Genomic DNA, 26428 nt, shown 5'->3' on the forward strand with positions numbered 1-26428 from the left:
CCGTAGCACCACAGTGGTCGTCCCCCACGACCACGCGAAACCGACCCACGTAGCCGCACCCCCGACGGGCCGGGGGCGACCGTGCCCGGCGCAGGGATCAAGCCTGACCGCCCGGAGCCGGGCACGGTCGCCACCGGCCCCAACCGCAACCGCTACGAAGAATCGGTGACGAAGTCGATCAACCGCTCCATCGCGTTGATCAGTGGCGTCTCCACGTCGGCGAAACCGTCCACCCGGGACAGGATGCGCCGCCACAGGTCCGCCGGCTCGGCCACCCCGAGCGCGGCGCAGACCCCTTCCTTCCAGGGTTGCCCCGGCGGCACCACCGGCCAGGCCGGGATGCCCACCGCCCGCGGCTTGACCGCCTGCCAGACGTCCACATAGGGGTGCCCCGTGACCAGCACGTGCGGCGAGGTCACGGTGGCCACGATCCGGCTCTCCTTGGAGCCGGGCACCAGGTGGTCGACGAGCACGCCGAGGCGGCGACCCGGACCGGGGGCGAACGCGCGAACCTCGGCGGCGAGCGCGTCGATGCCGTCGAGCGGTTCCACCACCACGCCTTCGATCCGCAGGTCGTCGCCCCAGATCCGCTCGACCAGCGCGGCGTCGTGCACGCCCTCGACCCAGATCCGGCTCGCCTTGGCCACCTGGGCGCGTACCCCGTCCACCGCGATCGAGCCGGAGGCGGTCCGGCGACGCGCGGCGGGCACCGGGGCGCGCGCCGGACGGCGCAGGGTGACCGGCGCGCCGTCGAGCAGGAAGGCGGCGGGCAGCAACGGGAAGTTGCGCCGCCGGCCGTGCCGGTCCTCCAACACGACCGCGCCGGACTCGAAGCCGACCACCGCGCCGCAGAACCCGGACTCCGCGTCCTCGACCACCAGGTCCGGCTCGGCGTCCACCTCGGGGACCACCTTCCGCCGTCGCCAGTCGCCCGCCAGCACGTCACCGTCGTATCGCCCCGCCATGCGATCACGCTAGCCAGCGACCCGGCATGCCGCTCGGCGACGCGCCGCCCGACGGTCCCGCCACGGGCGCAGAACGGGGCGAACGGGGTAGTTGGGGGCAGGTCACGCCGCCGGAGCGGCAGCCGAGACACGGGCGGTGGGCACCACGTACCCTTTCGGCATGTCCTCCCCCGCAGCGGGCGCGGCCGTACTGGCTCCGCGCCGGTCGAGCCGGTTCGTTGCCTGGGTCCGCGCCTGGCGCGCCGGCCTGGTGCCCTTCGACGAGGTCGCCGACGCCATCGCCGGCGACGAGGAGCACCTGGTCGCGGACGCCCCCGGCACCTGGACCGACGTCTCCCTGCGGGAGGCGCTGCCCAGCCTGGCCAAGCTCTCGCCGGACGAGATCCGCCTGGTCCTGCCGGCGCCCGGCGACCCGCGCGGCCTGCCCGGCCCGGGCGACTTCACCGGCGCGGCGCTGCTGGCCGGGGAGGCCGTGGTGGCCAGCGGGCTCGGCCTCGTCCCCGAGGTACGCAGCCACACCTCCGGCTCGGGGATGACCTGGGAGACCGTCCTCTGGCGGGTGCACCCGCTGCCGGCCGACGCGCCGAAGGCGTCGCTGGCCGCGCCCGGCGCGGCCGAGGCGGAGGCCGAGCTGGCCGCCGCGCTCGCCGAGACGACGGCGGCGCTGACCCGGCTCGACGTGGCGCAGTGGCGGCCCGAGTTGGCCGGGGCGCTCGCCGCGCTGCGCCGTCCCGACGGCACCACCGACCTGCCGCCCGGCTTCGACCCGCGCGCCCGCCGGCTCTTCGCCCGCGCCGCCGTGCTGGACCGGGTGCTCGCCCTGGCCGGGGAGAGCGCGCCCGGCGGCGCGGTGAACACCTACGAGGCGCAGCAGCGGGACGCGGCGCTGCGCCCGCTCACCACCGCGTGCCGGCAGGCGCTGGTAGCCGCCTGCAACGCCCCGCTGCGCCCCTGAGCCGGGCCCGGCTCAGATCTCGTCGATCAGGTCGGCGACGGAGTTGACGATCCGCGACGGCCGGTACGGGTAGCGCTCCGCCTCGGTCCGGCTGCTGATGCCGGTGAGCACCAGGATGGTCTCCAGCCCGGCCTCCAGGCCGCAGAGGATGTCGGTGTCCATCCGGTCGCCGATCATCGCGGTGCTCTCCGAGTGCGCCTCGATGGTGTTCAGCGCCGAGCGCATCATCATCGGGTTGGGCTTGCCGACGAAGTACGGCTCCACCCCGGTCGCCTTGGAGATCATCGCGGCGACCGAGCCGGCGGCCGGCAGCGCGCCCTCCACCGACGGGCCGGTCACGTCCGGGTTGGTGCAGATGAACCGGGCCCCGTCGTTGATCAGCCGGACCGCCTTGGTGATCGCCTCGAAGCTGTAGGTGCGGGTCTCCCCCAGCACCACGTAGTCGGGCGCGAAGTCGCTGAGCACGTAGCCGACCGCGTGCAGCGCCGTGGTCAGGCCGGCCTCGCCGATCACGTACGCGGTGCCGCCCGGCCGCTGGTCGTCGAGGAACTTGGCGGTGGCCAGCGCGGACGACCAGATCGCCTCCTCCGGCACGTCCAGCCCCATCCGGACCAGCCGGGCCTGCAGGTCGCGCGGCGTGTAGATGGAGTTGTTGGTCAGCACCAGGAAGGGCTTGCCGGAGGCGCGCAGCTTCTGCACGAACTCGGGGGCTCCGGGCACCGGCTGGCCCTCGTGCACCAGCACGCCGTCCATGTCGGTGAGCCAGCTCTGCACGGGCTTGCGGTCATGCATCTGTCGTCCCCAGGGGGTGTCGGAGTCGGTCGGGGTCAGGGACGGCGGGCCGGGGGCACGCAGCACGGGGTCGGGCAGGTGTCCCACATGGGCAGCTCGCCGAGCCGGCGCCGCAGCCGCTCGCCGCCGGGGGTGGTGCGCTCCTGGACCAGCTCGCGGACCATCGTCACGAACCGCGGGTCGGTGCCCGGCGTGCCGGCCCGGACGAAGTCCAGGCCGAGCTGCTTGGCCGTGTCGAGGGCCTCGGTGTCCAGGTCCCAGACCACCTCGAGGTGGTCGGAGACGAACCCGATCGGGCTCACCACGACACTCGTCACACCCTGCCCGGCGAGGGTGGTCAGGTGGTCGTTGATGTCCGGCTCCAGCCACGGCACCTGCGGCGGCCCGGAGCGGCTCTGCCACACCAGGTCGTACGGTAGGTCGGGCGCGGCGGCGGCGTGCACCAGCCGGGCGGTCTCCGCCATCTGGGCGGTGTACCGGCCGCCCTGCGGGCCGGCGGTGGCGGCCGCCGACTGGGGGATCGAGTGCGCGGTGAAGACCAGCCGGGTGCTGTCCCGCTTCGCCGGGTCGAGCTGGGCGAGCGCGGTGCGCACCGCGTCGGTGTGCGGCTCGACGAAGCCCGGGTGGTCCCAGAACTGGCGCAGCTTCTCGATCACCGGGGCGTCGGGGCCGACCGCGGCCCGGGCGGCGGCGATGTCCTCCTGGTACTGCCGGCAGGAGGAGTAGCCGCCGTACGCGCTGGTGACGAAGGCCAGCGCCCGGGTGATTCCGTCGTCGCGCATCCGCGCCACGGTGTCGGCGAGCATCGGGTCCCAGTTCCGGTTGCCCCAGTAGACCGGCAGGTCGACGCCGTTCGCGGCGAAGTCCGCGCGGATCGCGGCGAGCAGCTCGCGGCACTGCTGGTTGATCGGGGAGACCCCGCCGAAGTGCAGGTAGTGCTCGGCGACCTCGGCGAGCCGCTCGGGCGGGACACCCCGCCCCCGGGTCACGTTCTGCAGGAAGGGCAGCACGTCCTCGGGCCGCTCCGGCCCGCCGAAGGAGACCAGCACCAACGCGTCGTACACCATGGGGTCCATTCTTCCCCGCCGCAGCCGGCGGGCATGCCGCGCCCCCTGGTCGCGAACGGTGATCGGGCCCACTGCCGCGCCCGGGGCGTCGGCGGTGGGCCCGTCGGAGGTGCCGTTCAGGCGCCGATGGCGTGGTAGCCGCCGTCGACGTGCACGATCTCGCCGGTGGTGGCCGGGAACCAGTCGGAGAGCAGCGCCAGGCAGGCCCGGGCGGCCGGCTCCTGGTCGGTGAGGCTCCAGCCCAGCGGGGCCCGCTCGGTCCAGGCGTCCTCGAACTGCTCGAAGCCGGGGATCGACTTGGCCGCGATGGTGCGCAGCGGGCCGGCCGCGACCAGGTTGCTGCGGATGCCCTGCTTGCCCAGGTGCAGCGCGAGGTAGCGGGAGGCGGACTCCAGACCGGCCTTGGCCACGCCCATCCAGTCGTAGACCGGCCAGGCCTTGGTGGCGTCGAAGGTGAGCCCGACCACCGCGCCGCCCGCCGACATCAGCGGCAGCGCCGCCATGGCCAGCGACTTGTAGGAGTACGTGGAGACCTGCAACGCCGTCGCCACGTCCTCCCACGGCGCGTCGAGAAAGCCGCCACCGAGGCAGCTCTGCGGGGCGAAGCCGATCGAGTGCACCACGCCGTCGAGGCCGTCGACGTGCTCGCGCACCTTGTCGGCCAGCCCGGCGAGCTGCTCGGGGCTGGTCACGTCCAGCTCGATCACCGGGGCCGGCTCGGGCAGCCGCTTGGCGATCCGCTCGACCAGGGAGAGCCGGCCGTAGCCGGTGAGCACGACCTGGGCGCCGTTCTGCTGGGCGAGCTTCGCCACCGAGAAGGCGATCGAGGCGTCGGTGATGACGCCGGTCACCAGCAGTCGCTTGCCGGCGAGCAGTCCTGACATCGAGTTCCTCCGTACGTTTCTCAGTGACCCATGCCCAGGCCGCCGTCGACCGGGATCACGGCGCCGGAGATGTACCCGGCGGACTCCGAGGCGAGCCAGGTGACCACGCCCGCGACCTCTTCCGGCTGCGCGAACCGGCCGGCCGGGATGGCCTTGCGGTACTCGCTCTGGCGCTCCTCGGGCAGCGCGGCCGTCATGTCGGTCTCGATGAAGCCGGGCGCCACCACGTTCGCGGTGATGTTGCGGCTGCCCAGCTCGCGGGTGATCGAGCGGGCCACCCCGACCAGGCCGGCCTTGCTGGCCGCGTAGTTGACCTGGCCCGCGCCGCCGTACAGGCCGACCACCGAGGAGATGAAGATGATCCGGCCCCACTTGCCCCGCAGCATCTTGGTCGAGGCCCGCTTGGCGACCCGGAAGGAGCCGGTGAGGTTGGTGTCGAGGACCCGGGTGAACTGCTCGTCGGACATCCGCATGATGAGCGTGTCGTCGGTGATGCCGGCGTTCGCGACCAGCACCTCGACCGGGCCCAGCTCCGCCTCGATCGCGCTGAACGCGGCGTCGACGGAGGCGGCGTCGGTGACGTCACACTTCACGCCGAAGAGCCCCTCGGGCGCGTCGCCGCTGCGGTGGGTCACCGCCACCCGGTCACCCTGCTTGGCGAAGGCCTGCGCGATGGCCAGGCCGATCCCCCGGTTCCCGCCGGTCACCAGCACGGTACGGGCCACGGTTCCCCCTGAAGCTCAGCTGATCTCTCGGTCGCTGGCGAGCCTAGGGGTTACCGGCAGGTAAGCGCTAACCCCGGGCCTGCGTGGTGGCCCTGTCGGCCGGAGGCCCGGGGGCCGGTCGGCCGAGTGCGTGCGGCGCGCCGCGCCGGTGTACGATGATCGCGTTCGCGGGCGTGGACCGCCCGCCACCGGACCCCGCCGACCGCAGGAGGTGATCGCTGTGCGAGATAGCGATCCTCCCAGTCGTGGCCGGGCCGATCGTCAGCCCCGCTGAGCCACGACTCAGTCGGCGCGGCTGACCCCGCTCCCCGCCCGGGCACACCACCCGTCCCTCGGCCACCTGCCGGGGCACCAGTGGCGCGCGGCCCGGAGCACCCGGTCACGACTTCGTGTGCGTTCATCCTGAGCCACTCCCGCGGTCCGCCCTGCCCGGACCGTCCGTCGCCACGGAGCTGTCCCATGAGCCGTTACGTCGCCCCGCTGGGCTTCACCCTCGCCGCCGTCTGGGTGGCCGTCCTCTTCGTCCTGGCCGGCGGCGGTCACTGACCGCTGCGCCGACCCGGCGCCACCGACCGCTACGCCGACCCGGCGCCATCGACCACTGCGCCGACCCGGCGCCATCGACCGCTACGCCGGCCGACCGTCGGTGACCGCGTCGGCCGGCGCGCCTCAGATCAGGCGGGACGACCAGAGCAGGCTCGCCGCACCCGCGCAGAGCGCCAGCAGCAGCGCGATCCCCGCGTACCACTGGGTGATCTCCCGGGGTTCGGTCCGGAACCCGATCGAGCTGCCCATGTCCTGGTAGACCTGCTTCAGCTCGCTCACCGACGCGGCCTCGTAGAAGTAGCCCTGGGTGGTCTCGGCGAGCTGGGACAACGCCATCCGGTCCACCGGCACCCGCTGGAGCTGACCGCTGATGTCCACCTGCCCCGAGTCGGTGCCGAACGCGATGGTGGAGACCGGCACGTTGGCCGCCTGCGCCGCCGCGGCCGCCTCCTCCACCGACCGCCCCGCCGTCCGGTAGCCGTCGGAGAGCAGCACGATCCGGGCCGGCGGGATGCCCGCCGCGCCGTCGGCCGGCACCGAGCGGATCGCCTCCAGGCAGGTGAAGACCGCCTCGCCGGTGGCGGTCGCCTCGGCCAGCACCAGCCCGTCGATGGCGGTGGTCACCGCCGCCCGGTCCTTGGTCGGCGACACCAGCACGTTCGCCGACTTGGCGAACGAGACCAGGCCGAGGTTGTAGCTCTCCGGCAGCTCCCCGACGAACTGCTTGGCCGCCTCCTGCGCCGCTTCCAGCCGGTTCGGCGCGACGTCGTCGGCCTGCATGGACAGCGACACGTCGATGGCCAGCATCACCGTCGCCCGCTCCAGCGGCTCCTTGGTGTCCATCGCCGGCCGGGCCATCGCGGTGGCCAGCACCAGCAGGCAGAGCAGGAACGCGGTGGCCGCGACGTGCCGGCGCCAGCCCAACCCCTTCGGGGCGAGGGTACGCAGCAGGTCCACGTTGGTGAAGCGCAGCGCGTACGCCCGACGGTGCAACTGCCGCCAGACGTACGCGGCGGCCAGCGCGAGCACCGGCAGCACGGCCAGCAGCCACCACGGTTGCAGAAAACGGATCATCGGGTCGTCCCTCGGGTACGTGCGTGTCGCTGCGCGGCGACGAACCGCACCATGTCCAGCAGCCAGTCTCGGTCGGTACGCAGTCTCAGGTGGGCCGCGCCGGCGGCGCGCAGCTCGGTGGCGACCGCCGCCCGCTGGGCGGCCGCCGCGTCGGCGTACCGGCGGCGCAGCCGGGGATCGGCGGTCTGCACCTCGTGCAGCTCCCCCGTCTCCGGGTCGACCACCGGCAGCACCCCCACGTCGGGCAGCTCCAGCTCGCGCGGGTCGACCACCTCGATCGCCAGCACGTCGTGGCGGACCCGCAGCTTGCGCAGCGGCCGCCCCCACTGCGGCGGCGGCGCGAGGAAGTCGGAGATGACCACCGCCACCCCGCGCCGGCGCGGCGGCCGGTTCAGCATGTCGACCAGCGCGCCCAGGTCGCTGCGGCCGGGGCGGATCTCGGTGCCGGCGATCGTCCGCAGCAGCCCCTGCGCCTCCTTGCGCCCGGCCCGGGCGGGCAGCCGGACCAGGGTCCCCGGCCCGGCCGGCGGCGGGGTCCCGCGCCAGCCGGCACGCGCCGCCCCGGGCGCGCCGGTGCCGACCACCGCGCCGATCCGGTTGCCGCCCCGGACCGTCAGGTGCACCAGCGCGGCCGCCGCGGCGACCACCACGTCGCGCTTGAGCCACTGCCCGGTGCCGAAGTCCAGGCTCGCCGAGAGGTCCACCGCCAGCCAGGTCTCCAGCTCGCGGTCGGCCACCGTCCGCCGCACGTGCGGCATCGTCGTGCGCGCGGTGACCGGCCAGTCCATCCGGCGTACGTCGTCACCGGGTCGGTACTCGCGCGACTCCCCCGCCTCGCTGCCCGGGCCGGGCAGCAGGCCGGCGTAGTCGCCCTGGAGCAGCCCGTCGAGTTTGCGGGTGACCAGGAGCTGCAACCGCGAGAGCACCGCGCCGGAACGGTCCCCGGAGGCGGGCAGCCGGCCGGGTGGGGTCACGGCCGCTGCCCGGGCCAGCCGGCGGCGTGCGGGGCGGCCGGTGGCGGCGGGGTGGCGTGCTGCCGGGGCGCGACCGCCGGCAGCGGGATGGTCGACATCACCCGGTGCACCACGTGGTCGGCCGGTACGTCGTCGGCCAGCGCGTCGTAGCTGAGCACCAGCCGGTGCCGCAGGATGTCCGGGGCGATGTCCTGCACGTCCTGCGGCAGCGCGTAGTCGCGGCCGCGCAGCAGGGCCAGCGCCCGGGTGGCCCGGACCAGGCCGAGCGAGGCGCGCGGGCTCGCCCCGTACTGGATCAGGTGGGCCACGTCGGGCATGCCGTGCTCGGCGGGGGCCCGGGTGGCGAGCACCAGCCGGACCGCGTAGTCGACCAGCGCGTTGTGCACGAAGACCTGGTCGGCCTTGCGTTGCAGGGCGATCAGGTCGGCGGTGTCGAAGACCCGGGCGGGTTCCGGCGGGGCGACGCCCATCCGGTAGACGATCTCCCGCTCCTCGGCGTCGGTCGGGTAACCCACCACGATCTTCATCAGGAAGCGGTCCCGCTGCGCCTCGGGCAGCGGATAGACGCCCTCCTGCTCGATCGGGTTCTGGGTGGCCATCACCAGGAACGGGTCGGGCACCCGGTGGCTCTCGCCGCCGATCGACACCTGGCGCTCGCTCATCACCTCCAGCAGCGCCGACTGCACCTTGGCCGGGGCCCGGTTGATCTCGTCGGCGAGCAGGAAGTTGGCGAACACCGGGCCCAACTCGACGTCGAACTTCTCGCTGGACTGCCGGTAGATGCGGGTGCCCATGATGTCGGCCGGGACCAGGTCCGGGGTGAACTGCACCCGGGCGAACGAGCCGCCGACGACCTTGGCCAGCGTCTCCACCGCCAGGGTCTTGGCCACCCCGGGCACCCCCTCCAGGAGGCAGTGGCCCCGGGCGAGCAGGGCCACGAACATCCGCTCGACCATCCGGTCCTGGCCGACGATCACCCGCTTGATCTCGAACAGCGCCCGCTCGAGCAGGCCGGCGTCCTGCGCCGGAGTGGTCGCGGCCGGGGCCGGCGCCTCCGGCGCGGCCTCGTTCGGGGTCGGGGCGTCGGGTGTGGTCGGCTGGGCCACCGGTCCTCCACAGCTTGGTCGTCGTCGCGGTGCGGTGCGTACCAAGACTGTCATGCCTCGCTGTGAGCCGAGGGCGGGAGAGGGGCGATTTTCGCCGCGCCGTGACGCCCCACGGAAAACGCTGAACACGGGTGGACAACAAGGGGTCCGGCGAGTGTACGATTCACCCCGTCGCCGGGCGGCTCCCCCCGTGGCCGCCCGGCGCTAAACTTCCCGGCGCGCGATCTAGACTCGCCCCGGTGACCTTCTCCAGTCCCGCCGACGAGGCGCTGATCTGCTCGGCGCGCGGGTGCCGCGCCCCCGCCGTCTGGGAACTGCGCTGGAACAATCCCCGCCTGCACCAGGCCGACCGGCGCAAGACCTGGCTGGCCTGCGCCGAGCACCGCGAGTCGCTGGGCGCGTTCCTCGACGCACGCGGCTTCCTGCGCGAGGTGGTCGGGCTCCCCGGATCGCCTACGCTCGAAGCGTGAGCGAGCAGAGCGAGCGCAGCGGAGCGCCCGGTGAACGGTGACCACCCCGGCGGCCCGCCCCCCGCCCCGGCCGGCCCGCTGGAGCCCTGGCCGGACACCGTGCGCTGGCAGCCGATCTCCCACGACCTGATCTGGGTGGAGCTGATCCGGCTGGGCGTGCTGCTCGCCGTCGCCCTGGTGGCGCTGGGCCTCGGCTGGGCGGTCACCGGGTACGGGCTCTTCGGCGCGGCCCTCGGGCTGGTCCTGCTGCTGGCCGGCTGGCGCACGGTCACCATCGTCCGGGCGGTACGCGCCTGGGGCTACGCCGAACGCGAGCACGACCTGCTGGTCCGGCACGGGCTGCTGGTCCGGCGGTTGTCCATCGTCCCGTACTCGCGGATGCAGTTCGTGGACGTCTCGGCGGGTCCGCTGGAGCGGGCCTTCGACCTGGCCACCGTGCAGCTGCACACCGCCGCGGCGGCCAGCGACGCCCGGGTGCCCGGCCTGCGGCCGACCGAGGCGTCCCGGCTGCGGGACCGGTTGACCGCGCTGGGCGAGGACCGGGCGGAGGGCCTGTGAGCCAGGGCGCGGCCTCGCCCGAGCCCGGCAGCCCACCGCCGCACCCGCCCGCCGGGCCCGGCGGCGCGCCTCCCCCGCCGCCGCCCGTCGCGCACCCGGCCGTCCACCGGCCCGACGGGCCCGGCGACGCTGCCCCGCACCCGCCGACCTGGCCCGGCAGCGCTGTCCCGCACCCTTTCGGCGGCCCCGGCCACGCCCCGCCGCTGTCGGCCACCTGGCCCGGCACCGCCGCCGCGGATCCGACCGGCGGGCCCGGGGAGGCGCAGCCGGCGCCGGCCGGGGAGGAGCCACGGCGACGCCTGCACCCGCTGAGCCCGGCGCTGCACGGGGCGAAGTCGCTGGTGGTGGTGATCGCCGGGCTCTCCTGGTCGACGCTGTCCCGGGTCGGGTTCGGGTGGTTCGCCGTGCTGGTCGCGGTCTTCGTGCTCGGCGCGACCGTGCTCTCCGTGATCAGCTGGTGGAACACCGGCTACCACGTGGTGGGGCGGGAACTGCGGGTGCACGAGGGGCTGCTCTGGCGGCGAACCCGGGCGATCCCGCTGGAGCGGTTGCAGGCCGTGGAGGTGGTCCGGCCGCTGCTGGCACAGCTCACCGGGCTGGCCGAGCTGCGCCTGGAGGTGGTCGGCGGGGGCAAGACCGAGGCGCCCCTGGCGTACCTGGGGGTGGCCGAGGCCACCGCGCTGCGCGGGCGGCTGCTCGCCGTGGCCGGCCACCCGCCGGCGGCGACCGCGCCCGCCGCGGCCGGCCCGGCACCCGTACCGCTGCCGGTGGAGCACCGGCTGCACACCGTCCGCAACCAGGACCTGCTGGTCAGCCAACTGCTCACCCCGCAGGCGTTCCTGCTGCCGTTCGGCCTGGCCTTCGTGGTCGCCCAGTTCCTCTCCGAGGGTTCCTGGTCGTTCATCGCGGTGGCCAGCACGCTCACCGCGATGGCCGGCGTGCTGCTGCAACCGGTGCGCCGGGTGCTCGACGACTGGGGCTTCCGGCTGGACCGCGACGCCGACCGGCTCCGGGTACGCAATGGGCTGCTGGAGACCCGGGTACAGACCGTGCCGCTGCACCGGGTGCAGACCGTCGGGGTGACCTGGCCGCTGCTCTGGCGGACGAAGGGCTGGCTGCGGCTGCGACTGGAGGTGGCCGGCTACTCGGCCGCCGAGCCGGACGACCGGAACCGCCCGGACCGGCTGCTGCCGGTCGGTGACGCCGGCACCGGCGCGCTGGTCGTGGCGGCGGTGCTGCCCGGCGTACGGCTGGACGCGCTGCCCTGGACGCCGCCGCCGCCACGGGCCCGGTGGCTGCGCCCGCTGTCCCGGGCGGCGGTCGGCGCCGGCCTCGACGCGGAGGTCTTCGTGGCCCGCTCCGGACTGCTCACCCGCCGGCTGACGCTGGTGCCGTACGCGCGGATCCAGAGCGTACGGGTGACCCAGGGCCCCGCTCAGCGGCGGCTGCGCCTGGCCACCGTGCACGCGGACACGGCCGGCGGCTCCGGGGCGGTCGCCCTGGACCGCGACGTCGCCGAGGCCTGGCGCCTGGCCGCCGAGCTGACCGCCCGCGCCGAACTCGCCCGCCGCCGCTGACCCGGCCCGGCCCCTCTCGGCGCGCTCAGCGGTCGGCGGGGACGGCCGTCGGGGTGGCGGTCGGGTCCGGCGCGGCGGCCTCGGGGACGGCTTCGGGCGGGGAGGTGGCGGTACGGGCGCGGCGGGCCGCCCACCAGCGCTCGGCCAGGCCGACCACCAGGAAGGTCAGTCCGACGTACGCCCAGCCGACCAGCACGTCGATCAGGTAGTGCTCGCCGCTGTAGATCAGCGTGAAGGTCATCGCCAGCGGATACGCCAGCAGCAGCGGCCACCACCGCCGGCGCACCGAGCCGAGGAAGAAGAGCACCACGAAGAGGGCGAACGCGGTGTGCAGGGACGGCATCGCGGCCACCGGGTTGGAGGCGATCTGTCCGGCGTTGAGCAGGTTGCCGGCACCGTGCATGCCCATCGCCTTCCAGCCCCGGGTGGAGATCCGGGCGACCTCGGTGAGCAGGCCGTTCTGCGCCGCCCACCAGGGCGGGGCGGCCGGGTAGAGGAAGTAGGTGACCAGGCCGGCGGCGCACAGGAAACCCCAGCGCCGCATGTACGCGCCCCAGCGCTCCCGGTTGCGCATCCAGAGCACGGCGGCGGCGGCCAGCGTCGCCACGAAGTGCGAGAAGTAGACCCAGCTGACCGCCACGTCCCACCAGTGCACCCGGTCGGGGTCGTAGAGGTGCTGCTGGAGCCAGACGGTGGGCACCTGTCCGCCGGTGGCCCAGCCGAGCAGGAACCGGTCGGCGACGATCAGCTCCATGGCGTGCGGCGTCGCGCCGTTGTCGGCGAACCCCCGGGACAGGTTGTACGCGGCCAGCAGCAGCACCACCGGAATCCAGTCCCGCGCGAAGCGCAGGTGGCTGCGCCACGGGCGCGCCGAGTTCCAGGCGACGGTGCCGGCCCAGATCCACAGGAAGGCGTACGCCGGGTCGGTGGGCAGACCGATGGCGAGCCAGGCGCCCACGAAGGCGACGCCCCAGATCGTCATCGCCACCACCCGACGGCGTCCGCCGTCGGCTGCGTCGGTGGCTCCGGTCGGGGCGGGGGGCTGGGGGTCTGTCACGGCGGCCATCGCGGTCAAGGTTAACGGCGGGCGACGGATCGGCCGACGGCGACCACCCGCAGGGCCGGCCGGCGTACCCCCGCCCGTGCCCCCACCGCCGCGCTGCCTCGCAACTCCACCGGGTCAGGGAGCAGGCCGTAGGCTCGGGGGCATGCAGGAGCAGCCGGAGCCGGCCCTGACGCCGGGCCTGTCCGCCCACGTCGAGCTGATCGTGACCGACGCCGACACCGCGCAGGCGGTGGGTTCCGGCGACGTGCCGGTGCTCGGCACGCCCCGGGTGCTCGCCCTCGCCGAGGCGGCGACCGTGGCGGCCACCGCCACCCGGCTGCCGCCGGGGTCGACGACGGTCGGGTCCCGGGTCGAGCTGGAGCACCGGGCCGCCACCCCGGTCGGCCGGACCGTGGTGGCCCGGGCCCGGCTGGCCGAGGTCGACGGCCGGCGGCTGCTGTTCACGGTGACCGTGACCGAGGGCGACGAGACGGTCGCCGAGGGACGGGTCGAGCGGGTGCTGGTCGACCGGCAGCGCTTCGTCGACCGGGCGCTGGGCGGCCGGCCGGGCGGCGTACCGGCGCGGGCGTCATGACCGGCCGCTTCGTCGAGGTCGCCGACCGCGTGCACGTGCTGCGCGACCCGCTGCTGCAGGTGAACGTGACGCTGGTGGTCGGCGACGGCGGGGCGCTGCTGGTGGACACCCTCTCCACCGCCGGGCAGGCCCGGGAGCTGGCGGAGGCGGCCCGGCGGGTCACTCCGCACCCGTGGACCATCGTCAACACCCACCACCACTTCGACCACTGCTTCGGCAACGCCACGCTGGCCGCCGACCCACCCCGACCGGTGTACGCGCACGCGCTGGCCGTCGCCGCGCTGCGCGACCGCCCGGACGAGCTGCGCCGGGCGGCGTACGAGGAGATGCGCGACGAGCAGCCGGAGCTGGCCGCCGAGCTGGCCGGCACCGAACTGCTCGCCCCCACCCACCCGGTACGCGCCGAAGCGGTGCTGGACGTCGGCGGGCGGCGCGTGGTGCTGCGCCATCCCGGTCACGGGCACACCGACGCCGACCTCGTGGTGCACGTGCCGGACGCGGACGTGCTGGTGGCCGGCGACCTGGTGGAGCAGAGCGGACCGCCGGCCTTCGAGGAGTCGTACCCGTTGCAGTGGCCGGACGCGCTGGCCGAGTTGCTGCGGCTCACCACACCCGGCACGGTGGTGGTGCCGGGACACGGCACGCCGGTGGACGCGGAGTTCGTCCGCGCCCAGCACGCCCAACTGGTCGAGCAGGCCTGGCTGATCCGGGCCGGCCACACCGGCAGCGCGCCGCCCGAGCGCGTCGCCGCGGAGTCCCCCTTCGGCGCCCGCCCCGGCCTGACCGCCGCCCGCCGCGGCTACGCCGAACTCGACGGCACCCCCTAACCCCCTCCCGCCCCCTCCCGCCCCTCTCCGCCGCAGCCCGCGATCTTGCGGTTTCTGCCCCGACGAAAGCGACGAAAGCCCCGAGGAGAGGGCACAAACTGCAAGATCGCGGGGGTACGGCCCGGCACGGGGTGGGGTCAGGGGTGGCGGAGGGTGTGCAGGAGGCGGTCGAGGGCGGGGACGGCAGCGGCGAGGGTGGCGCGGTCGGCGGGGGGCAGCGCGGTCAGGGCCTCGGTGAGCAGGGCGGTGCGGTGCCGTTCGTGCTCGGCCATCCGGGCGCGGGCGGCGTCGGTGATCCGCAGCCGGATCACCCGGCGGTCGGCGGGGTCACGTTCCCGGTCGAGCAGGCCGGCGTCGACCAGATCGCGGACCAGGGTGCTGACGGTGTTCGGGGCGGTGCCGAGCCGGCGGGCCGCCTCCTTGCCGCTGATCGCCGGCTCGGCGCGGACCAGCAGCAACAGCTCCACCTGGGCCTCGGGCAGGACCTCGCGGCGGGCGCGGGCGCCGGCGGTGCGGCGGAGCAGCCGGTGCAGTTCCCCCAGCACCGCCCCGAGCCGGGCGGTGGCCTCGTCGGTCGGCACCGGGTCACCTTCTTCACATCGCAACAGTTCTGAGTACAGAGCTAAGGTTATCGGAGATCACCACCTCCGGAGGGACCTGCTCGTGAGCCGCAGCGCGCCGACGACCGTGCGCCCGACCGTCGCCGCGCCGACCCCGCGGGCCGGTGGGGTCACCCTGCTGGTGCTGCTCGGCACGCTGACCGCCATCGGCCCGCTCTCGCTGGACATGTACCTGCCGGCGTTCCCGGCGATGACCCGGGAGCTGGGCGCCGACCAGGCCCAGATCCAGCTCTCGCTGACCACCTGCCTGGTCGGGCTCGCCCTGGGTCAGCTCGTCACCGGTCCACTCAGCGACCGCTGGGGCCGACGCCGCCCGGTGCTGGTCGGCGTCGTCGGGTACGCCCTGCTGGCACTGGTCTGCGCGGTCGCGCCGAACGCTCCCGCGCTGGCCGCCGCCCGCTTCGCCCAGGGCCTGGCCGGCGGGATGGGGGTGGTGGTCGCCCGCGCGGTGGTCCGCGACCTCTACTCGGGTCGGGCCGCGGCGAAGTACTTCTCCCGGCTCACCCTGGTCTTCGGCGTCGCGCCGGTGGCCGCGCCGAGCGTGGGCAGCCTGGTGCTGAAGGTCGGCTCCTGGCGGGCGGTCTTTTTGACCCTGGCCGTGATCGGCGCGCTGCTCGCCGTCGCGGTCGCCCTGCGCCTGCCCGAGACCCTGCCGGTCGAGCGGCGCAGCACCGGGGGTCTGGCCGCCACCGCCCGGACCATGCGGTCGCTGCTGGCCGACCGGGTCTACCTCGGGTACGCGTTGACCCAGGGCTTCGCGTTCGCCGGGCTCTTCGCGTACATCTCCGGGTCGTCGTTCGTGTTCCAGGACGTCTTCGGGGTGTCGGCGACGGCGTTCAGCCTGATCTTCGGGCTCAACGCGCTCGCTCTGGTGGCGATGGGCCAGGCCAACGCCCGGCTGCTCGACCGCGCCGGACCGCGCCGGCTGCTGGTCACCACCCTGCTGGTCAGCGCCGTCGCGGCGGCCGGCGTGCTGAGCGGGGCGCTCGCCGGCAGCGTGGCGCTGGTCGCGGTCACCCTCTTCGTCTTCGTCGGTTCGCTGGGCATGGTGATGCCGAACAGCACGGCGCTGGCCCTGGACGCGCACGCCCGGCACGCCGGCACCGCCGCCGCGCTGATGGGTGGGGTGCAGTCGGTGGTCGGCGCGCTGGCCGCGCCCCTGGTCGGGCTCGGCGGCGCGGGCAGCGCCGTGCCGATGGCGGTGGTCCTGGCCGGCGCCGCAGCCCTCTCGCTGACCGCCGTCCTGACCCTCACCCGCCCCCGCCGCCCCGCGCCGACGCCGTAACGACAGGCCGCGCCCCTCCCCGAAGCCGCACTTTCCCGGAAAGTGCGGCCCAGGCCCGCCGGGAGACAGCCCCTTCGGGGGACGGCGGGGACGGTCGGTGTCAGGCGGGGAAACGGGCGGCGACGGCGGCGCGGGTGGGCATCGCGGTGGCGCCGCCCGGGGACTCGCAGACCAGGCCGGCCACCCGCAGGGCGTAGGCCACCCGCTCCGGCCAGCCCGCCGGGTCCACCGGCTCCCCGGCGGCGAGCAGGTCGGCGATCAGCGCGCCCATCACCGAGTCGCCCGCGCCGGTGGCGTCCACCGCGTCGACCTTCGGCGCGGGGACGCGGACCACGTCGTCACCGGCGGCGACCAGCGCGCCGTCCGCGCCGAGGGTCACCACCACCGTCCCCGCGCCCAGCTCCCGCAGGTACGCGGCGACCCCCTCGACCGGTTCCTGCGGCCAGAGCTCCCGGGCGTCGGCGGCGCTCAGCTTCACCAGGTGCGCGCTCGCGGCGAACTCGGTGACCACCTCGCGCAACCCGTCGCGGGCAGCCGGGCCGGACAGCAGGCTGGGCCGGACGTTCGGGTCGAAGACCCGCAGCGCCCCGGCGATCGACCAGGCCCGCCGGGCGGCGGCCAGCACCGCCGGGTCGAGCAGCACGATCGAGCCGCAGTAGAGCACCTGTGCGCCCTCGACCAGCGCCACGTCCAGGTCGTCGGCGGTGAGCAGGGCGTACGAGCGGGGCTCGCCGTAGAAGCGGAAGTCCGGTTCGGGGCCGGCGAAGGTGGCCACCGCCAGGGCCGTCGGGGCCGGTACGGTCACCGCCCCGGCCAGCCCGACGCCGGCGGCGGCGAGGAAGGCCCGGATCCGTCGGGCGAGGGTGTCGTCGCCGAGCGAGCCGACGAACTGGACGTCGCCGCCGAGCCGGGCCACCGCCACCGCCACGTTCAGCGGCCCACCGCCGACCGCCTGCCGGTAGACGGGCTGCCCGTCGTGCTCGGCGTCGAGCAGGTCGACCAGTGCCTCACCGAGCACCACCGCGTATCCCATTGCTGGCCCTCCGTCCGTCGTACCTAGATCCTGTCGCAGTTGCCGGCGCGGCGCGACGGGACCCGGGCATTGATCGACGCCTATTGCATCCGGTTGCCGGACGTGGTGGGATGGCGCTTGCCGGAGGGGCGCGGGGGCTGCCGCGCCCGCCGGCCACCGGGGGCGAGCCGACGCGAGGGCACACCGGTCCGTGGCACGGACCGCCGGCGGTGCGCGCGCATCCGCGCACCGCGATCGTCGCATCCGCTCTCGCAGCGGGGCGGGCCGACGCGCGCCGCGCCCCGCGAGTCAGGAGAATCCCGTGCACCGATCCCGTACGGCCGCGTTGCTCACCGCGGCCGCCACCCTGGCCATGGGCGCCGTCGCCCTGGTCGTCGGCTCCGACCCGGCCGCCGCCCACGGCGCGGCGATGACCCCGGGCGCCCGGACCTACCTGTGCTGGAAGGACGGCCTCACCGCGACCGGTGAGATCAAGCCCAACAATCCCGCTTGCGCGGCGGCGGTCGCCGAGAACGGGGCGAACTCGCTCTACAACTGGTTCAGCGTGCTGCGCTCGGACGCCGGCGGCCGGACCGTCGGCTACATCCCGGACGGCAAGCTGTGCAGCGGCGGCAACCCCAACTTCAGCGGGTACGACGCGGCCCGCACCGACTGGCCGGTCACCCACCTGACCGCCGGCAGGACGATGGAGTTCCGGTACAGCAACTGGGCCCACCACCCCGGCACCTTCTACTTCTACGTGACCAAGGACAGCTGGAGCCCGACCCGGCCGCTGGCCTGGAGCGACCTGGAGGAGCAGCCGTTCCTCCAGGTCACCAACCCGCCGTCGCTCGGCTCGCCGGGCACCAACGACGGGCACTACTACTTCAACGGCACGCTGCCCGCCAACAAGAGCGGCCGGCACATCATCTACTCCCGCTGGGTCCGCTCGGACAGCCAGGAGAACTTCTTCGGCTGCTCGGACGTGACCTTCGACGGCGGCAACGGCGAGGTGACCGGGATCGGGCCGGGCGGCACGCCGGCCCCCACCACGCCCGCGCCGACCCCCACCACGCCCACCCCGACGCCGACCGGTCCCACGCCCACCCCGACCGGCCCGACGCCCACCCCGACGTCGAGCCCGACCATGCCGTCGGGGGCGTGCATGGCGGTCTACAAGGTGGTCAGCTCCTGGCCCGGCGGCTTCCAGGGCGAGGTGCAGATCATGAACCACAGCACCCGCACGTACGTTGGCTGGACCGCGAACTGGACCTGGCCGAGCGGCCAGACCCTCAACTCGGTCTGGAACGGCACGCTGAGCGGCAGTGGGGCCGCGGTGACGGTCACCAACGCCGCGTGGAACGGCACGGTCGCGCCGGAGGGGACCACCACCTTCGGCTTCACCGCGAACGCGCCGGGCGCCAACACACTGCCCACGGTCACCTGCACCGGCAGGTGACCGGCTGACAGCAACGGGCCCCCGGCGTCGCCGGGGGCCCGTTTCCGTAGTCGCGGGTCAGCGGACCATGCTGCCGACCACCGGCTTGGTGAGCAGCGCCGACTGGTTGCGCTGGATGCCCGGGTCGAGGGTCTTCGCGACGAAGATGGCGTGCCAGATGCAGAAGATCAGCACCGTCCACACCTTGCGGGAGTGGTCCGCCTCCTCCCGTTTGTGCTCCTCCAGCAGGCGCATCGCGTACGACAGGTCGATCAGGTCGCCCGCGCCGGAGGTGGCCAGCACGTGCCGGGCCCACTCGTACATCTCGCCGCGCAGCCAGACCCGGGTCGGGGTCGGGAAGCCCAGCTTCTTGCGGTTGACGATGGCCGGCGGGACGACGCCCTGCAACGCCTGCCGCATGGCGTACTTGGTGGCCTCGGAGCGGGGCGGCAGCTTCAGGTCGACCGGGATGCCGGCGGCGACGTTGAAGACCTCCCGGTCCAGGAACGGCACCCGCACCTCCAGCGAGTGCGCCATCGAGATCCGGTCGGCCTTGACCAGGATGTCGCCGCGCAGCCAGGTGTAGAGGTCGACGTACTGCATCTTGGTGACGTCGTCCAACTCGGTGCACTCGGCGTAGATCGGCGCGGTGACGTCGGTGTAGCGCACCGAGGGGTCGTAGCGGCGCAGCAGGTGCTGCTTCTCCTCCTCGGTGAACATCCGGGCGTTGCCGTAGTAGCGCTGCTCGATCGGGGTGGTGCCGCGCTCCAGGAAGCTCTTGCCCTTCACGCCCTGCGGGATCGCCTTCGAGACCGCCCGCAGCCCCTTCTGCACGCCGTCCGGCAGGCCGTTGACCGAGCTGAGCGAGAGCGGCTCCCGGTAGATCGTGTACCCGCCGAAGAACTCGTCCGCGCCCTCGCCGGAGAGGACCACGGTGACGTGCTCGGCGGCCTTCTTCGCCACGAAGTAGAGCGGGACCAGCGCGGGGTCGGCCACCGGATCGTCCAGGTGCCAGACGATCTTCGGCAGCGCGTCGATCATGTCCTGCGGCCCGATCTTGGTCGGGATGGTGGTCACGTCGAGGTGCCGGGCCGACTCCTGGGCCACGTCGATCTCGGAGTAGCCGGGCACGTCGTAGCCGACGGTGAAGGTGAGGATGTTGGGGTTGAACTCGCGGGCCAGCGCGACGACCGCGGTGGAGTCGATGCCGCTGGACAGGAACGACCCGACCGGTACGTCGGAGCGCATGTGCATCCGTACGCTCTCCCGCAGCGTCTCCCGGATCTCGTGGTAGAGCCGCTGCTCGTCGCTGACCGGCGCGGGCCGGAACACCGGCCGGTACCAGCGGCGCACCTCGATCCGACCGCCCGGCGACCAGGTCAGGTACTCCCCCGACCCGATCCGGCTGATCCCCTGGTGCAGGGTGCCGGGCTCCGGGACGTACTGGAGGGTGAGGTAGTGGCTCAGGTTGGCCGTGTCGATGCCGGCGTCGCCCTGGTAGGCCGAGTGCGCGAACGGCAGCAGCGCCTTCTTCTCCGAGGCGAGGTAGAGCCCGTCCTGGGTCTGCAGGTAGTGCAGCGGCTTGATGCCGAAGTAGTCGCGGGCACCGAAGGCCCGCCGCTCCTGGCGGTCCCAGATCACGAAGGCGAACATGCCGCGCAGCTTGGTGAGCACCTGCTCGCCCCAGTAGTGGTACCCGGCGACGATCACCTCACCGTCGCCGTTGGTGGCGAACTGGGCCCCGAAGTCCCGGATCAGCTCGTCGCGCAGCTCGATGTAGTTGTAGATCTCGCCGTTGAAGGTGAGCAGGTAACGGCCGTTCGCGTAGGGCAGTGGCTCGTGGCTGAGCGCCACGTCGATGATCGCCAGGCGCTTGTGCGCGAACACGCCGTCCGCGTACCGGCCGGAGGCGTCGCCGACCACCTCGACCCCGGTCTCGTCCGGGCCACGGTGGTGCAGGCACTCCAGTGCGCCGGCGATGTGGTCGCGGTGGGCGGCGGCGTCGCCGCGCGCGCTGAAGAAGGCCAGGAGTCCGCACATGGTGGTCATCTTTCCACGCAGCCGATCCGGGCGTCGCGGCACCGCAGGGTCACCCCGCGACCGGGCGCGAGATACCGTCTGGACCAGCGACGAGGCTCGAGGAGGGCGGATCATGGCCGAGGATCGGACCCAGCAGGGCAAGCCGGCGGACGGTACCGAGTCACACGACCCGGACTTCCCGGAGGCGTTCCTGGCGTTCATGCGGCAGGGCTGGCGGGACACCGAGCTGCCGGTCGGCCCCCGCCCCGAGGTGCCCAACTACGCCAAGCGGCGCGCCGCGCTCGCCGCGGCCTTCCCCGGCGAGACGCTGGTCGTCCCCACCGGCAACGAGAAGGTACGCGCCAACGACACCGAGCACCGGTTCCGCCCGGGCAGCGACTTCGCGTACCTCACCGGTGACCTCGACCCGGACAGCGTGCTGGTGCTGCGCCCCAACGGTGACGCCACGCTGTTCATGCGCCCCCGCTCGTCGCGGCTGACCGACGAGTTCTTCCGCAGCCGGCACGGCGAGCTGTGGGTGGGCCGGCGACCCACGCTGCACGAGAAGTCGACCGAGCTGGGGCTGCCCACCGCCGACCTGGCGGACCTCGACGCGGCGCTGGCCGACCTGGCCCCGGGGCGCACCCGGGTGCTGCGCGGCTTCGACCCCCGGGTGGACGCCGCGGTGCGCCCGTACGACGGGGCCCGCCTCGACGGTCAGCCCGCCCGCGACCGGGAGCTGGCGATCGCGATCGCCGAGCTGAAGCTGGTCAAGGACGAGTGGGAGATCGCCCAGCTCCAGGAGGCCTGTGACGCGACCGTGCGCGGCTTCGAGGACGTGGCCCGGGTGCTGCCGGCCGACCGGGGCGTCGCCGAGCGGCTGCTGGAGGGGGTCTTCGCGCTGCGCGCCCGGCACGACGGCAACGACGTCGGCTACGGCTCGATCGTCGGCGCCGGCGAGCACGCCACGGTCCTGCACTGGGTGCACAACCACGGCACCACCCGCCCGGGTGAGCTGCTGCTGATGGACATGGGCGTGGAGAACCGCAACCTGTACACCGCCGACGTCACCCGGGTGCTGCCGGTCGACGGCCGGTTCACCCCGTTGCAGCGGCAGGTGTACGACGCGGTGCACGCCGCCCAGCAGGCGGGCATCGAGATGTGCCGGCCCGGCGTGCAGTTCCGCGACGTCCACCTGGCGTCGATGCGGGTGCTGACCGAGGCGCTGGACGGGCTCGGCCTGCTGCCGGTGAGCGTGGACGAGGCGATGGACCCGGAGTCGACGATCTACCGCCGGTGGACGCTGCACGGCACCAGCCACATGCTCGGCATCGACGTGCACGACTGCGCCAACGCGCGCAAGGAGATGTACCGGGAGGGTCCGCTCGGCGAGGGGTACGTGCTGACCGTCGAGCCGGGGCTCTACTTCCAGCCCGAGGACGAGCTGGTCCCCGAGGAGCTGCGCGGCATCGGGGTCCGGATCGAGGACGACATCCTGGTCACCGTCGACGGCCCGGTGAACCTCTCGGCGGGGCTGCCGCGCGGCTCGGCCGAGGTGGAGACCTGGCTGGCCGAGCAGCGGGAGGCGGGTCCCCGCCTGCCGGGCTGACCGGCGTACGGCCATCGCGGCGGGCTCCGCCGCCGGCGTTCCGACGACCTTAGTGGTCGCGGCGCCGGTGGCGGGGCCCGCCGCTTTTCGTGCTGGTCAGGACCTTCCCGACCGGTTGTCACCCGCCCGGTGGGTACCTTCAACTTGAGAGTAATGTGCGTTTTCTTCGGATACGTCCACGTCGCGAGGGTCCTTCTCATACGGTGTGCCTCAGAGGCTGCAACCGATTTGTAGCTAGTCGCACCGCCTGGTGCGGGTACGACCTCTTTGGTAGCGCGAAAGGGCGGAAGGCTCTGATGTCCAACGACGTAACGACTTCCGACGGCGAGGCTCGGATGACGCCGCCGACGAGCAGGCGGCGGGCGATCTGGGTCGCCACCGGCGTAGCCGGGCTGACCGGCGTCGTCGGCCTGGCGGCGCTGGGTGGTCTCGCCGCTCGCGACAACGACAAGTCCGACGACGCGCAGCGCGTCGCGGAGAATCACGCGGCCGCGCCGCGGAACGTGAGCGACGCCGGCAAGGCCGACGACCAGAAGGGGGGCGAAGGCCAGGATACGGACGCACAGAACGCCGAGGACCAGTACGGGCGGGACGGCAAGGACCGCGACCGGGGTGAGCGTGGCGAGGACAAGGACGCCGATCACGGGAAGGTCCGTGAGGTGCCTTGTGACGAGGAGAAGCTGATCGAGGCCGTCGACCTGGCCAACCGGGACCACGGCGGCACGCTGAAGCTGGCTCCGCACTGCACCTACGAGCTGAGCTTCGCCGACAAGAAGTCCGGTACCGGCCTGCCCACGATCAAGCAGGAAATCACCATCAAGGGCAACGACTCCACGATCAAGCGCGACTCCGAGGACGCTTTCCGGATCTTCCGCGTCGCCGACGGCGGCGACCTGACCCTGAAGGACCTCACCGTCAAGGACGGCAACGCCGCCGAGTTCAAGTACGGCAACACCCCCGGCGGGCCGGGCGGGCCGGGCGGGCCGGGCGGGCCGGGCGGGCCGGGCGGGCCGGGTGGACCGCAGGTCCCCGGCGGCGCGCAGGGCGGCCAGGGCGGCGCGCAGGGCGGCCAGGGCGGCGCGGCCCCGATGCTCGTGCCGACCCCGCCCGGACCGCCCAAGAAGGAGGGCGAGGCCGACGGCGGCGCCCTGCTCGTCGAACGCGGCGGCAGCGCCCACCTCAAGAAGGTCACCCTGACCCGCAACAACGCCGAGGGCGACGGCGGCGCCATCGCCAACTTCGGCCGGGTCGACGTGCACGAGAGCAAGATCGAGAACAACCACGCCCGGGAGAACGGCGGCGGCATCTTCAACCTCGGCGTGCTCCGCGTCGAGGAGACCCACATCGCCTACAACACCGCCGGGGAGAACGGCGGCGGCATCGCCAACGGCCGCGGCAAGGGCAACCTCTACCCCAGCCTGCTCATCGACGGCCGCGACAGGGCCGGCACCGTCGAGATCCTCAAGAGCGGCATCGAGGGCAACAACGCCGACGACAACGGCGGCGGCGTGTTCAGCTCGGGCGGCTTCGTCAAGATCGCCGGCGCGTCCGTCAAGGACAACACCGCCTGCGAGAACGGCGGCGGCATCTACGCCACCCACACCGACCTCGACCTCGACCACGTCATCGTCGCCAAGAACCACGCCAGCCACGACGGCGGCGGCATCTACAACACCGGCGGCAAGAAGGCCTACGACGCCGCGCCCGGCGACAAGCACGAAGACGAGCAGGAAGCCACCGCCACCATCGCCGACAGCGCCATCCTGGAGAACACCGCCGGCCGCTTCGGCGGCGGCATCTTCAACGGCGAAGCGGACCTGCTCAAGGTCGAAGAGGGCTACCAGGAATGGGTCGAAGGCCCGGGCGACAACGCCACCCTGACCCTCCGCGACACCGAGATCAAGGCCAACACCGCCAGCAACGGCGGCGGCATCTTCAACAACGAGGGCACCGTCACCCTGACCAAGACCCACGTCACCAAGAACACCGCCACCGACAGCTCCAAGGGCCACCGCGTCGCCGGCGGCATCCTCAACCACAAGGGCAAGGTCCGCCTCGACGACGAATCCACCGTCACCGACAACGACCCCACCAACTGCGCAGGCACCGTCAAGGACTGCTTCAACTGAACCACCACATAACCGTGGGAGTCCCTTTCCGCCGGCCGACGGCGGAAAGGGACTCCCCGCCCGTCCCGGCGAGTGGAGCGGTTCGTCGTGTCTGTCCGGGACACGACCTGCGGGGACGCTCGACCGCTGTGGTGCCGTCGCGCTGGTCTTCCTACTTCCTGATCCCTCTGCGCCTCGGCGCGTCATAGCGCCACCAGCGGCCTGACCCACGCCCGAATGTGGGCTTTTTTCGTATAAGCGCATGAGGTGAGGAAGATTCCCATACGGTGTTGTTCAGCAGCTACAACCGATTTGTAGCGAAGGCCGCCTCGCCGTGGCGAAGCGACCTTGTCGGGTACAAGGAGAGGGCAGAGAGCTCCGATGTCCAACTACCTTCGCAATAACGATGACGCCACTCGTGAGACGACTTCCCTGATCCGTCGTCGCCGGCTCTGGCTCGCCACCGGCATGGTGGGCCTCACGGGAGCCGTCAGCCTTGCCGGTGTGGCGTATGCGACCACCGGCGTCACCGGCCCCCACCGGATCACCGACGTGAAGTGGTCGACCGCGCAGCAGCTCACCAAGGACGACAACCGGGGCGAGGAAGCCGCCGCGGGCGAGGACAAGGACCAGTACGGGCGGGACGGCAAGGACCGCGACCGGGGTGAGCGTGGCGAGGACAAGGACGCCGATCACGGGAAGGTCCGTGAGGTGCCTTGTGACGAGGAGAAGCTGATCGAGGCCGTCGACCTGGCCAACCGGGACCACGGCGGCACGCTGAAGCTGGCTCCGCACTGCACCTACGAGCTGAGCTTCGCCGACAAGAAGTCCGGTACCGGCCTGCCCACGATCAAGCAGGAAATCACCATCAAGGGCAACGACTCCACGATCAAGCGCGACTCCGAGGACGCTTTCCGGATCTTCCGCGTCGCCGACGGCGGCGACCTGACCCTGAAGGACCTCACCGTCAAGGACGGCAACGCCGCCGAGTTCAAGTACGGCAACACCCCCGGCGGGCCGGGCGGGCCGGGCGGGCCGGGCGGGCCGGGTGGACCGCAGGTCCCCGGCGGCGCGCAGGGCGGCCAGGGCGGCGCGGCCCCGATGCTCGTGCCGACCCCGCCCGGACCGCCCAAGAAGGAGGGCGAGGCCGACGGCGGCGCCCTGCTCGTCGAACGCGGCGGCAGCGCCCACCTCAAGAAGGTCACCCTGACCCGCAACAACGCCGAGGGCGACGGCGGCGCCATCGCCAACTTCGGCCGGGTCGACGTGCACGAGAGCAAGATCGAGAACAACCACGCCCGGGAGAACGGCGGCGGCATCTTCAACCTCGGCGTGCTCCGCGTCGAGGAGACCCACATCGCCTACAACACCGCCGGGGAGAACGGCGGCGGCATCGCCAACGGCCGCGGCAAGGGCAACCTCTACCCCAGCCTGCTCATCGACGGCCGCGACAGGGCCGGCACCGTCGAGATCCTCAAGAGCGGCATCGAGGGCAACAACGCCGACGACAACGGCGGCGGCGTGTTCAGCTCGGGCGGCTTCGTCAAGATCGCCGGCGCGTCCGTCAAGGACAACACCGCCTGCGAGAACGGCGGCGGCATCTACGCCACCCACACCGACCTCGACCTCGACCACGTCATCGTCGCCAAGAACCACGCCAGCCACGACGGCGGCGGCATCTACAACACCGGCGGCAAGAAGGCCTACGACGCCGCGCCCGGCGACAAGCACGAAGACGAGCAGGAAGCCACCGCCACCATCGCCGACAGCGCCATCCTGGAGAACACCGCCGGCCGCTTCGGCGGCGGCATCTTCAACGGCGAAGCGGACCTGCTCAAGGTCGAAGAGGGCTACCAGGAATGGGTCGAAGGCCCGGGCGACAACGCCACCCTGACCCTCCGCGACACCGAGATCAAGGCCAACACCGCCAGCAACGGCGGCGGCATCTTCAACAACGAGGGCACCGTCACCCTGACCAAGACCCACGTCACCAAGAACACCGCCACCGACAGCTCCAAGGGCCACCGCGTCGCCGGCGGCATCCTCAACCACAAGGGCAAGGTCCGCCTCGACGACGAATCCACCGTCACCGACAACGACCCCACCAACTGCGCAGGCACCGTCAAGGACTGCTTCAACTGACGGTTCACTCCGCACCGGAACGCGGTCCGGCCCCC

At 73.3% G+C, this 26428-nt stretch carries 23 protein-coding genes; 11 read left to right on the forward strand and 12 right to left on the reverse strand.

The features are described from left to right. Nucleotides 1–152 precede the first annotated feature (152 nt). Nucleotides 153–965 (reverse strand): DUF3097 domain-containing protein, encoded by an 813-nt coding sequence (locus GA0070611_RS12535; protein ID WP_091663026.1) that lies wholly within the window; start codon nucleotides 963–965, stop codon nucleotides 153–155. A gap of 160 nt (nucleotides 966–1125) precedes the next feature. Between GA0070611_RS12535 and GA0070611_RS12540 the strand changes: the two genes are divergently transcribed. After that, entirely contained in the window at nucleotides 1126–1920 is a 795-nt protein-coding gene (locus GA0070611_RS12540; protein ID WP_091663029.1) for a hypothetical protein, read from the forward strand. A 12-nt stretch (nucleotides 1921–1932) separates the two neighbouring features. Here the strand turns inward: GA0070611_RS12540 and GA0070611_RS12545 are convergent, their stop codons facing one another. The 7 genes from GA0070611_RS12545 to GA0070611_RS12580 form a co-directional block, all read right to left on the reverse strand. Beyond that, a complete protein-coding gene (locus tag GA0070611_RS12545; RefSeq protein WP_197675915.1) occupies nucleotides 1933–2799 on the reverse strand; it encodes an HAD-IIA family hydrolase in 867 nt (288 codons plus the stop codon). Then, nucleotides 2748–3779, reverse strand: coding sequence for a ferrochelatase (locus tag GA0070611_RS12550; RefSeq protein ID WP_091672832.1), 1032 nt, complete (start codon nucleotides 3777–3779; stop codon nucleotides 2748–2750). The genes GA0070611_RS12545 and GA0070611_RS12550 overlap by 52 nt, the downstream gene beginning before the upstream one ends. A gap of 116 nt (nucleotides 3780–3895) precedes the next feature. Then, nucleotides 3896–4663, reverse strand: coding sequence for an enoyl-ACP reductase FabI (fabI, locus tag GA0070611_RS12555; protein ID WP_091663034.1), 768 nt, complete (start codon nucleotides 4661–4663; stop codon nucleotides 3896–3898). 20 nt (nucleotides 4664–4683) lie between these two features. After that, nucleotides 4684–5388 (reverse strand): beta-ketoacyl-ACP reductase, encoded by a 705-nt coding sequence (gene fabG / locus GA0070611_RS12560; RefSeq protein WP_091663039.1) that lies wholly within the window; start codon nucleotides 5386–5388, stop codon nucleotides 4684–4686. A 669-nt stretch (nucleotides 5389–6057) separates the two neighbouring features. Next, entirely contained in the window at nucleotides 6058–7008 is a 951-nt protein-coding gene (locus GA0070611_RS12570) for a VWA domain-containing protein (protein WP_091663046.1), read from the reverse strand. After that, nucleotides 7005–8000, reverse strand: coding sequence for a DUF58 domain-containing protein (locus tag GA0070611_RS12575; protein WP_167604498.1), 996 nt, complete (start codon nucleotides 7998–8000; stop codon nucleotides 7005–7007). The genes GA0070611_RS12570 and GA0070611_RS12575 overlap by 4 nt, the downstream gene beginning before the upstream one ends. Beyond that, entirely contained in the window at nucleotides 7979–9088 is a 1110-nt protein-coding gene (locus tag GA0070611_RS12580) for an AAA family ATPase (RefSeq protein WP_091663053.1), read from the reverse strand. Before GA0070611_RS12580 ends, GA0070611_RS12575 begins: the two co-directional genes overlap by 22 nt. A 239-nt stretch (nucleotides 9089–9327) precedes the next feature. Between GA0070611_RS12580 and GA0070611_RS12585 the strand changes: the two genes are divergently transcribed. The 3 genes from GA0070611_RS12585 (at nucleotide 9328) to GA0070611_RS12595 (ending at nucleotide 11693) form a co-directional block, all read left to right on the forward strand. Next, complete coding sequence (locus tag GA0070611_RS12585; RefSeq protein WP_091663058.1) at nucleotides 9328–9558, forward strand: hypothetical protein; 231 nt, start codon at nucleotides 9328–9330, stop codon at nucleotides 9556–9558. 30 nt (nucleotides 9559–9588) lie between these two features. Next, nucleotides 9589–10116 carry a PH domain-containing protein gene (locus GA0070611_RS12590; RefSeq protein WP_091663063.1) on the forward strand — a complete coding sequence of 176 codons (528 nt, stop codon included), beginning with the start codon at nucleotides 9589–9591 and terminating at the stop codon, nucleotides 10114–10116. 299 nt (nucleotides 10117–10415) lie between these two features. Further along, nucleotides 10416–11693 carry a PH domain-containing protein gene (locus GA0070611_RS12595; protein WP_231921504.1) on the forward strand — a complete coding sequence of 426 codons (1278 nt, stop codon included), beginning with the start codon at nucleotides 10416–10418 and terminating at the stop codon, nucleotides 11691–11693. A gap of 25 nt (nucleotides 11694–11718) precedes the next feature. Here GA0070611_RS12595 and GA0070611_RS12600 read toward each other — a convergent pair whose 3' ends face one another. Then, complete coding sequence (locus tag GA0070611_RS12600; protein ID WP_091663068.1) at nucleotides 11719–12759, reverse strand: phosphatase PAP2 family protein; 1041 nt, start codon at nucleotides 12757–12759, stop codon at nucleotides 11719–11721. A 142-nt stretch (nucleotides 12760–12901) separates the two neighbouring features. Between GA0070611_RS12600 and GA0070611_RS12605 the strand changes: the two genes are divergently transcribed. Continuing rightward, nucleotides 12902–13333, forward strand: a complete 432-nt coding sequence (locus GA0070611_RS12605) for a thioesterase family protein (protein WP_091663071.1) — start codon at nucleotides 12902–12904, stop codon at nucleotides 13331–13333. Then, nucleotides 13330–14160 carry an MBL fold metallo-hydrolase gene (locus tag GA0070611_RS12610; protein WP_091663074.1) on the forward strand — a complete coding sequence of 277 codons (831 nt, stop codon included), beginning with the start codon at nucleotides 13330–13332 and terminating at the stop codon, nucleotides 14158–14160. Before GA0070611_RS12605 ends, GA0070611_RS12610 begins: the two co-directional genes overlap by 4 nt. Nucleotides 14161–14297: 137 nt before the next feature. On the opposite strand, the gene GA0070611_RS12615 is transcribed toward GA0070611_RS12610, so the two are convergent. Then, on the reverse strand, nucleotides 14298–14741 hold the full coding sequence (locus tag GA0070611_RS12615) for a MarR family winged helix-turn-helix transcriptional regulator (protein ID WP_091663078.1): 444 nt from the start codon (nucleotides 14739–14741) through the stop codon (nucleotides 14298–14300). Between the two features lie 82 nt (nucleotides 14742–14823). Between GA0070611_RS12615 and GA0070611_RS12620 the strand changes: the two genes are divergently transcribed. Then, on the forward strand, nucleotides 14824–16065 hold the full coding sequence (locus GA0070611_RS12620; RefSeq protein WP_091663083.1) for a multidrug effflux MFS transporter: 1242 nt from the start codon (nucleotides 14824–14826) through the stop codon (nucleotides 16063–16065). 100 nt (nucleotides 16066–16165) lie between these two features. Here the strand turns inward: GA0070611_RS12620 and GA0070611_RS12625 are convergent, their stop codons facing one another. Continuing rightward, nucleotides 16166–17098, reverse strand: a complete 933-nt coding sequence (locus GA0070611_RS12625) for a carbohydrate kinase family protein (RefSeq protein ID WP_091663087.1) — start codon at nucleotides 17096–17098, stop codon at nucleotides 16166–16168. Nucleotides 17099–17450: 352 nt separating this feature from the next. Here GA0070611_RS12625 and GA0070611_RS12630 point away from each other — a divergent pair, with 352 nt between their 5' ends. Further along, nucleotides 17451–18536, forward strand: a complete 1086-nt coding sequence (locus GA0070611_RS12630) for a lytic polysaccharide monooxygenase auxiliary activity family 9 protein (protein ID WP_091672838.1) — start codon at nucleotides 17451–17453, stop codon at nucleotides 18534–18536. Between the two features lie 57 nt (nucleotides 18537–18593). On the opposite strand, the gene asnB is transcribed toward GA0070611_RS12630, so the two are convergent. Next, nucleotides 18594–20555: an asparagine synthase (glutamine-hydrolyzing) gene (gene asnB / locus GA0070611_RS12635; RefSeq protein ID WP_091672839.1), complete on the reverse strand. Its 1962-nt coding sequence runs from the start codon at nucleotides 20553–20555 to the stop codon at nucleotides 18594–18596. Between the two features lie 112 nt (nucleotides 20556–20667). Between asnB and GA0070611_RS12640 the strand changes: the two genes are divergently transcribed. The 3 genes from GA0070611_RS12640 (at nucleotide 20668) to GA0070611_RS12650 (ending at nucleotide 26393) form a co-directional block, all read left to right on the forward strand. After that, nucleotides 20668–22143 (forward strand): aminopeptidase P family protein, encoded by a 1476-nt coding sequence (locus tag GA0070611_RS12640; RefSeq protein WP_091663090.1) that lies wholly within the window; start codon nucleotides 20668–20670, stop codon nucleotides 22141–22143. A 203-nt stretch (nucleotides 22144–22346) separates the two neighbouring features. Next, nucleotides 22347–24272 (forward strand): hypothetical protein, encoded by a 1926-nt coding sequence (locus GA0070611_RS12645; RefSeq protein ID WP_231921439.1) that lies wholly within the window; start codon nucleotides 22347–22349, stop codon nucleotides 24270–24272. Nucleotides 24273–24632: 360 nt separating this feature from the next. Beyond that, nucleotides 24633–26393 carry a hypothetical protein gene (locus GA0070611_RS12650; RefSeq protein ID WP_091663097.1) on the forward strand — a complete coding sequence of 587 codons (1761 nt, stop codon included), beginning with the start codon at nucleotides 24633–24635 and terminating at the stop codon, nucleotides 26391–26393. Nucleotides 26394–26428: the final 35 nt, after the last annotated feature.

Origin of the sequence: Micromonospora auratinigra (genome assembly GCF_900089595.1) — a bacterium.
In the GTDB taxonomy this organism is placed as follows: Bacteria; Actinomycetota; Actinomycetes; order Mycobacteriales; family Micromonosporaceae; genus Micromonospora; species Micromonospora auratinigra.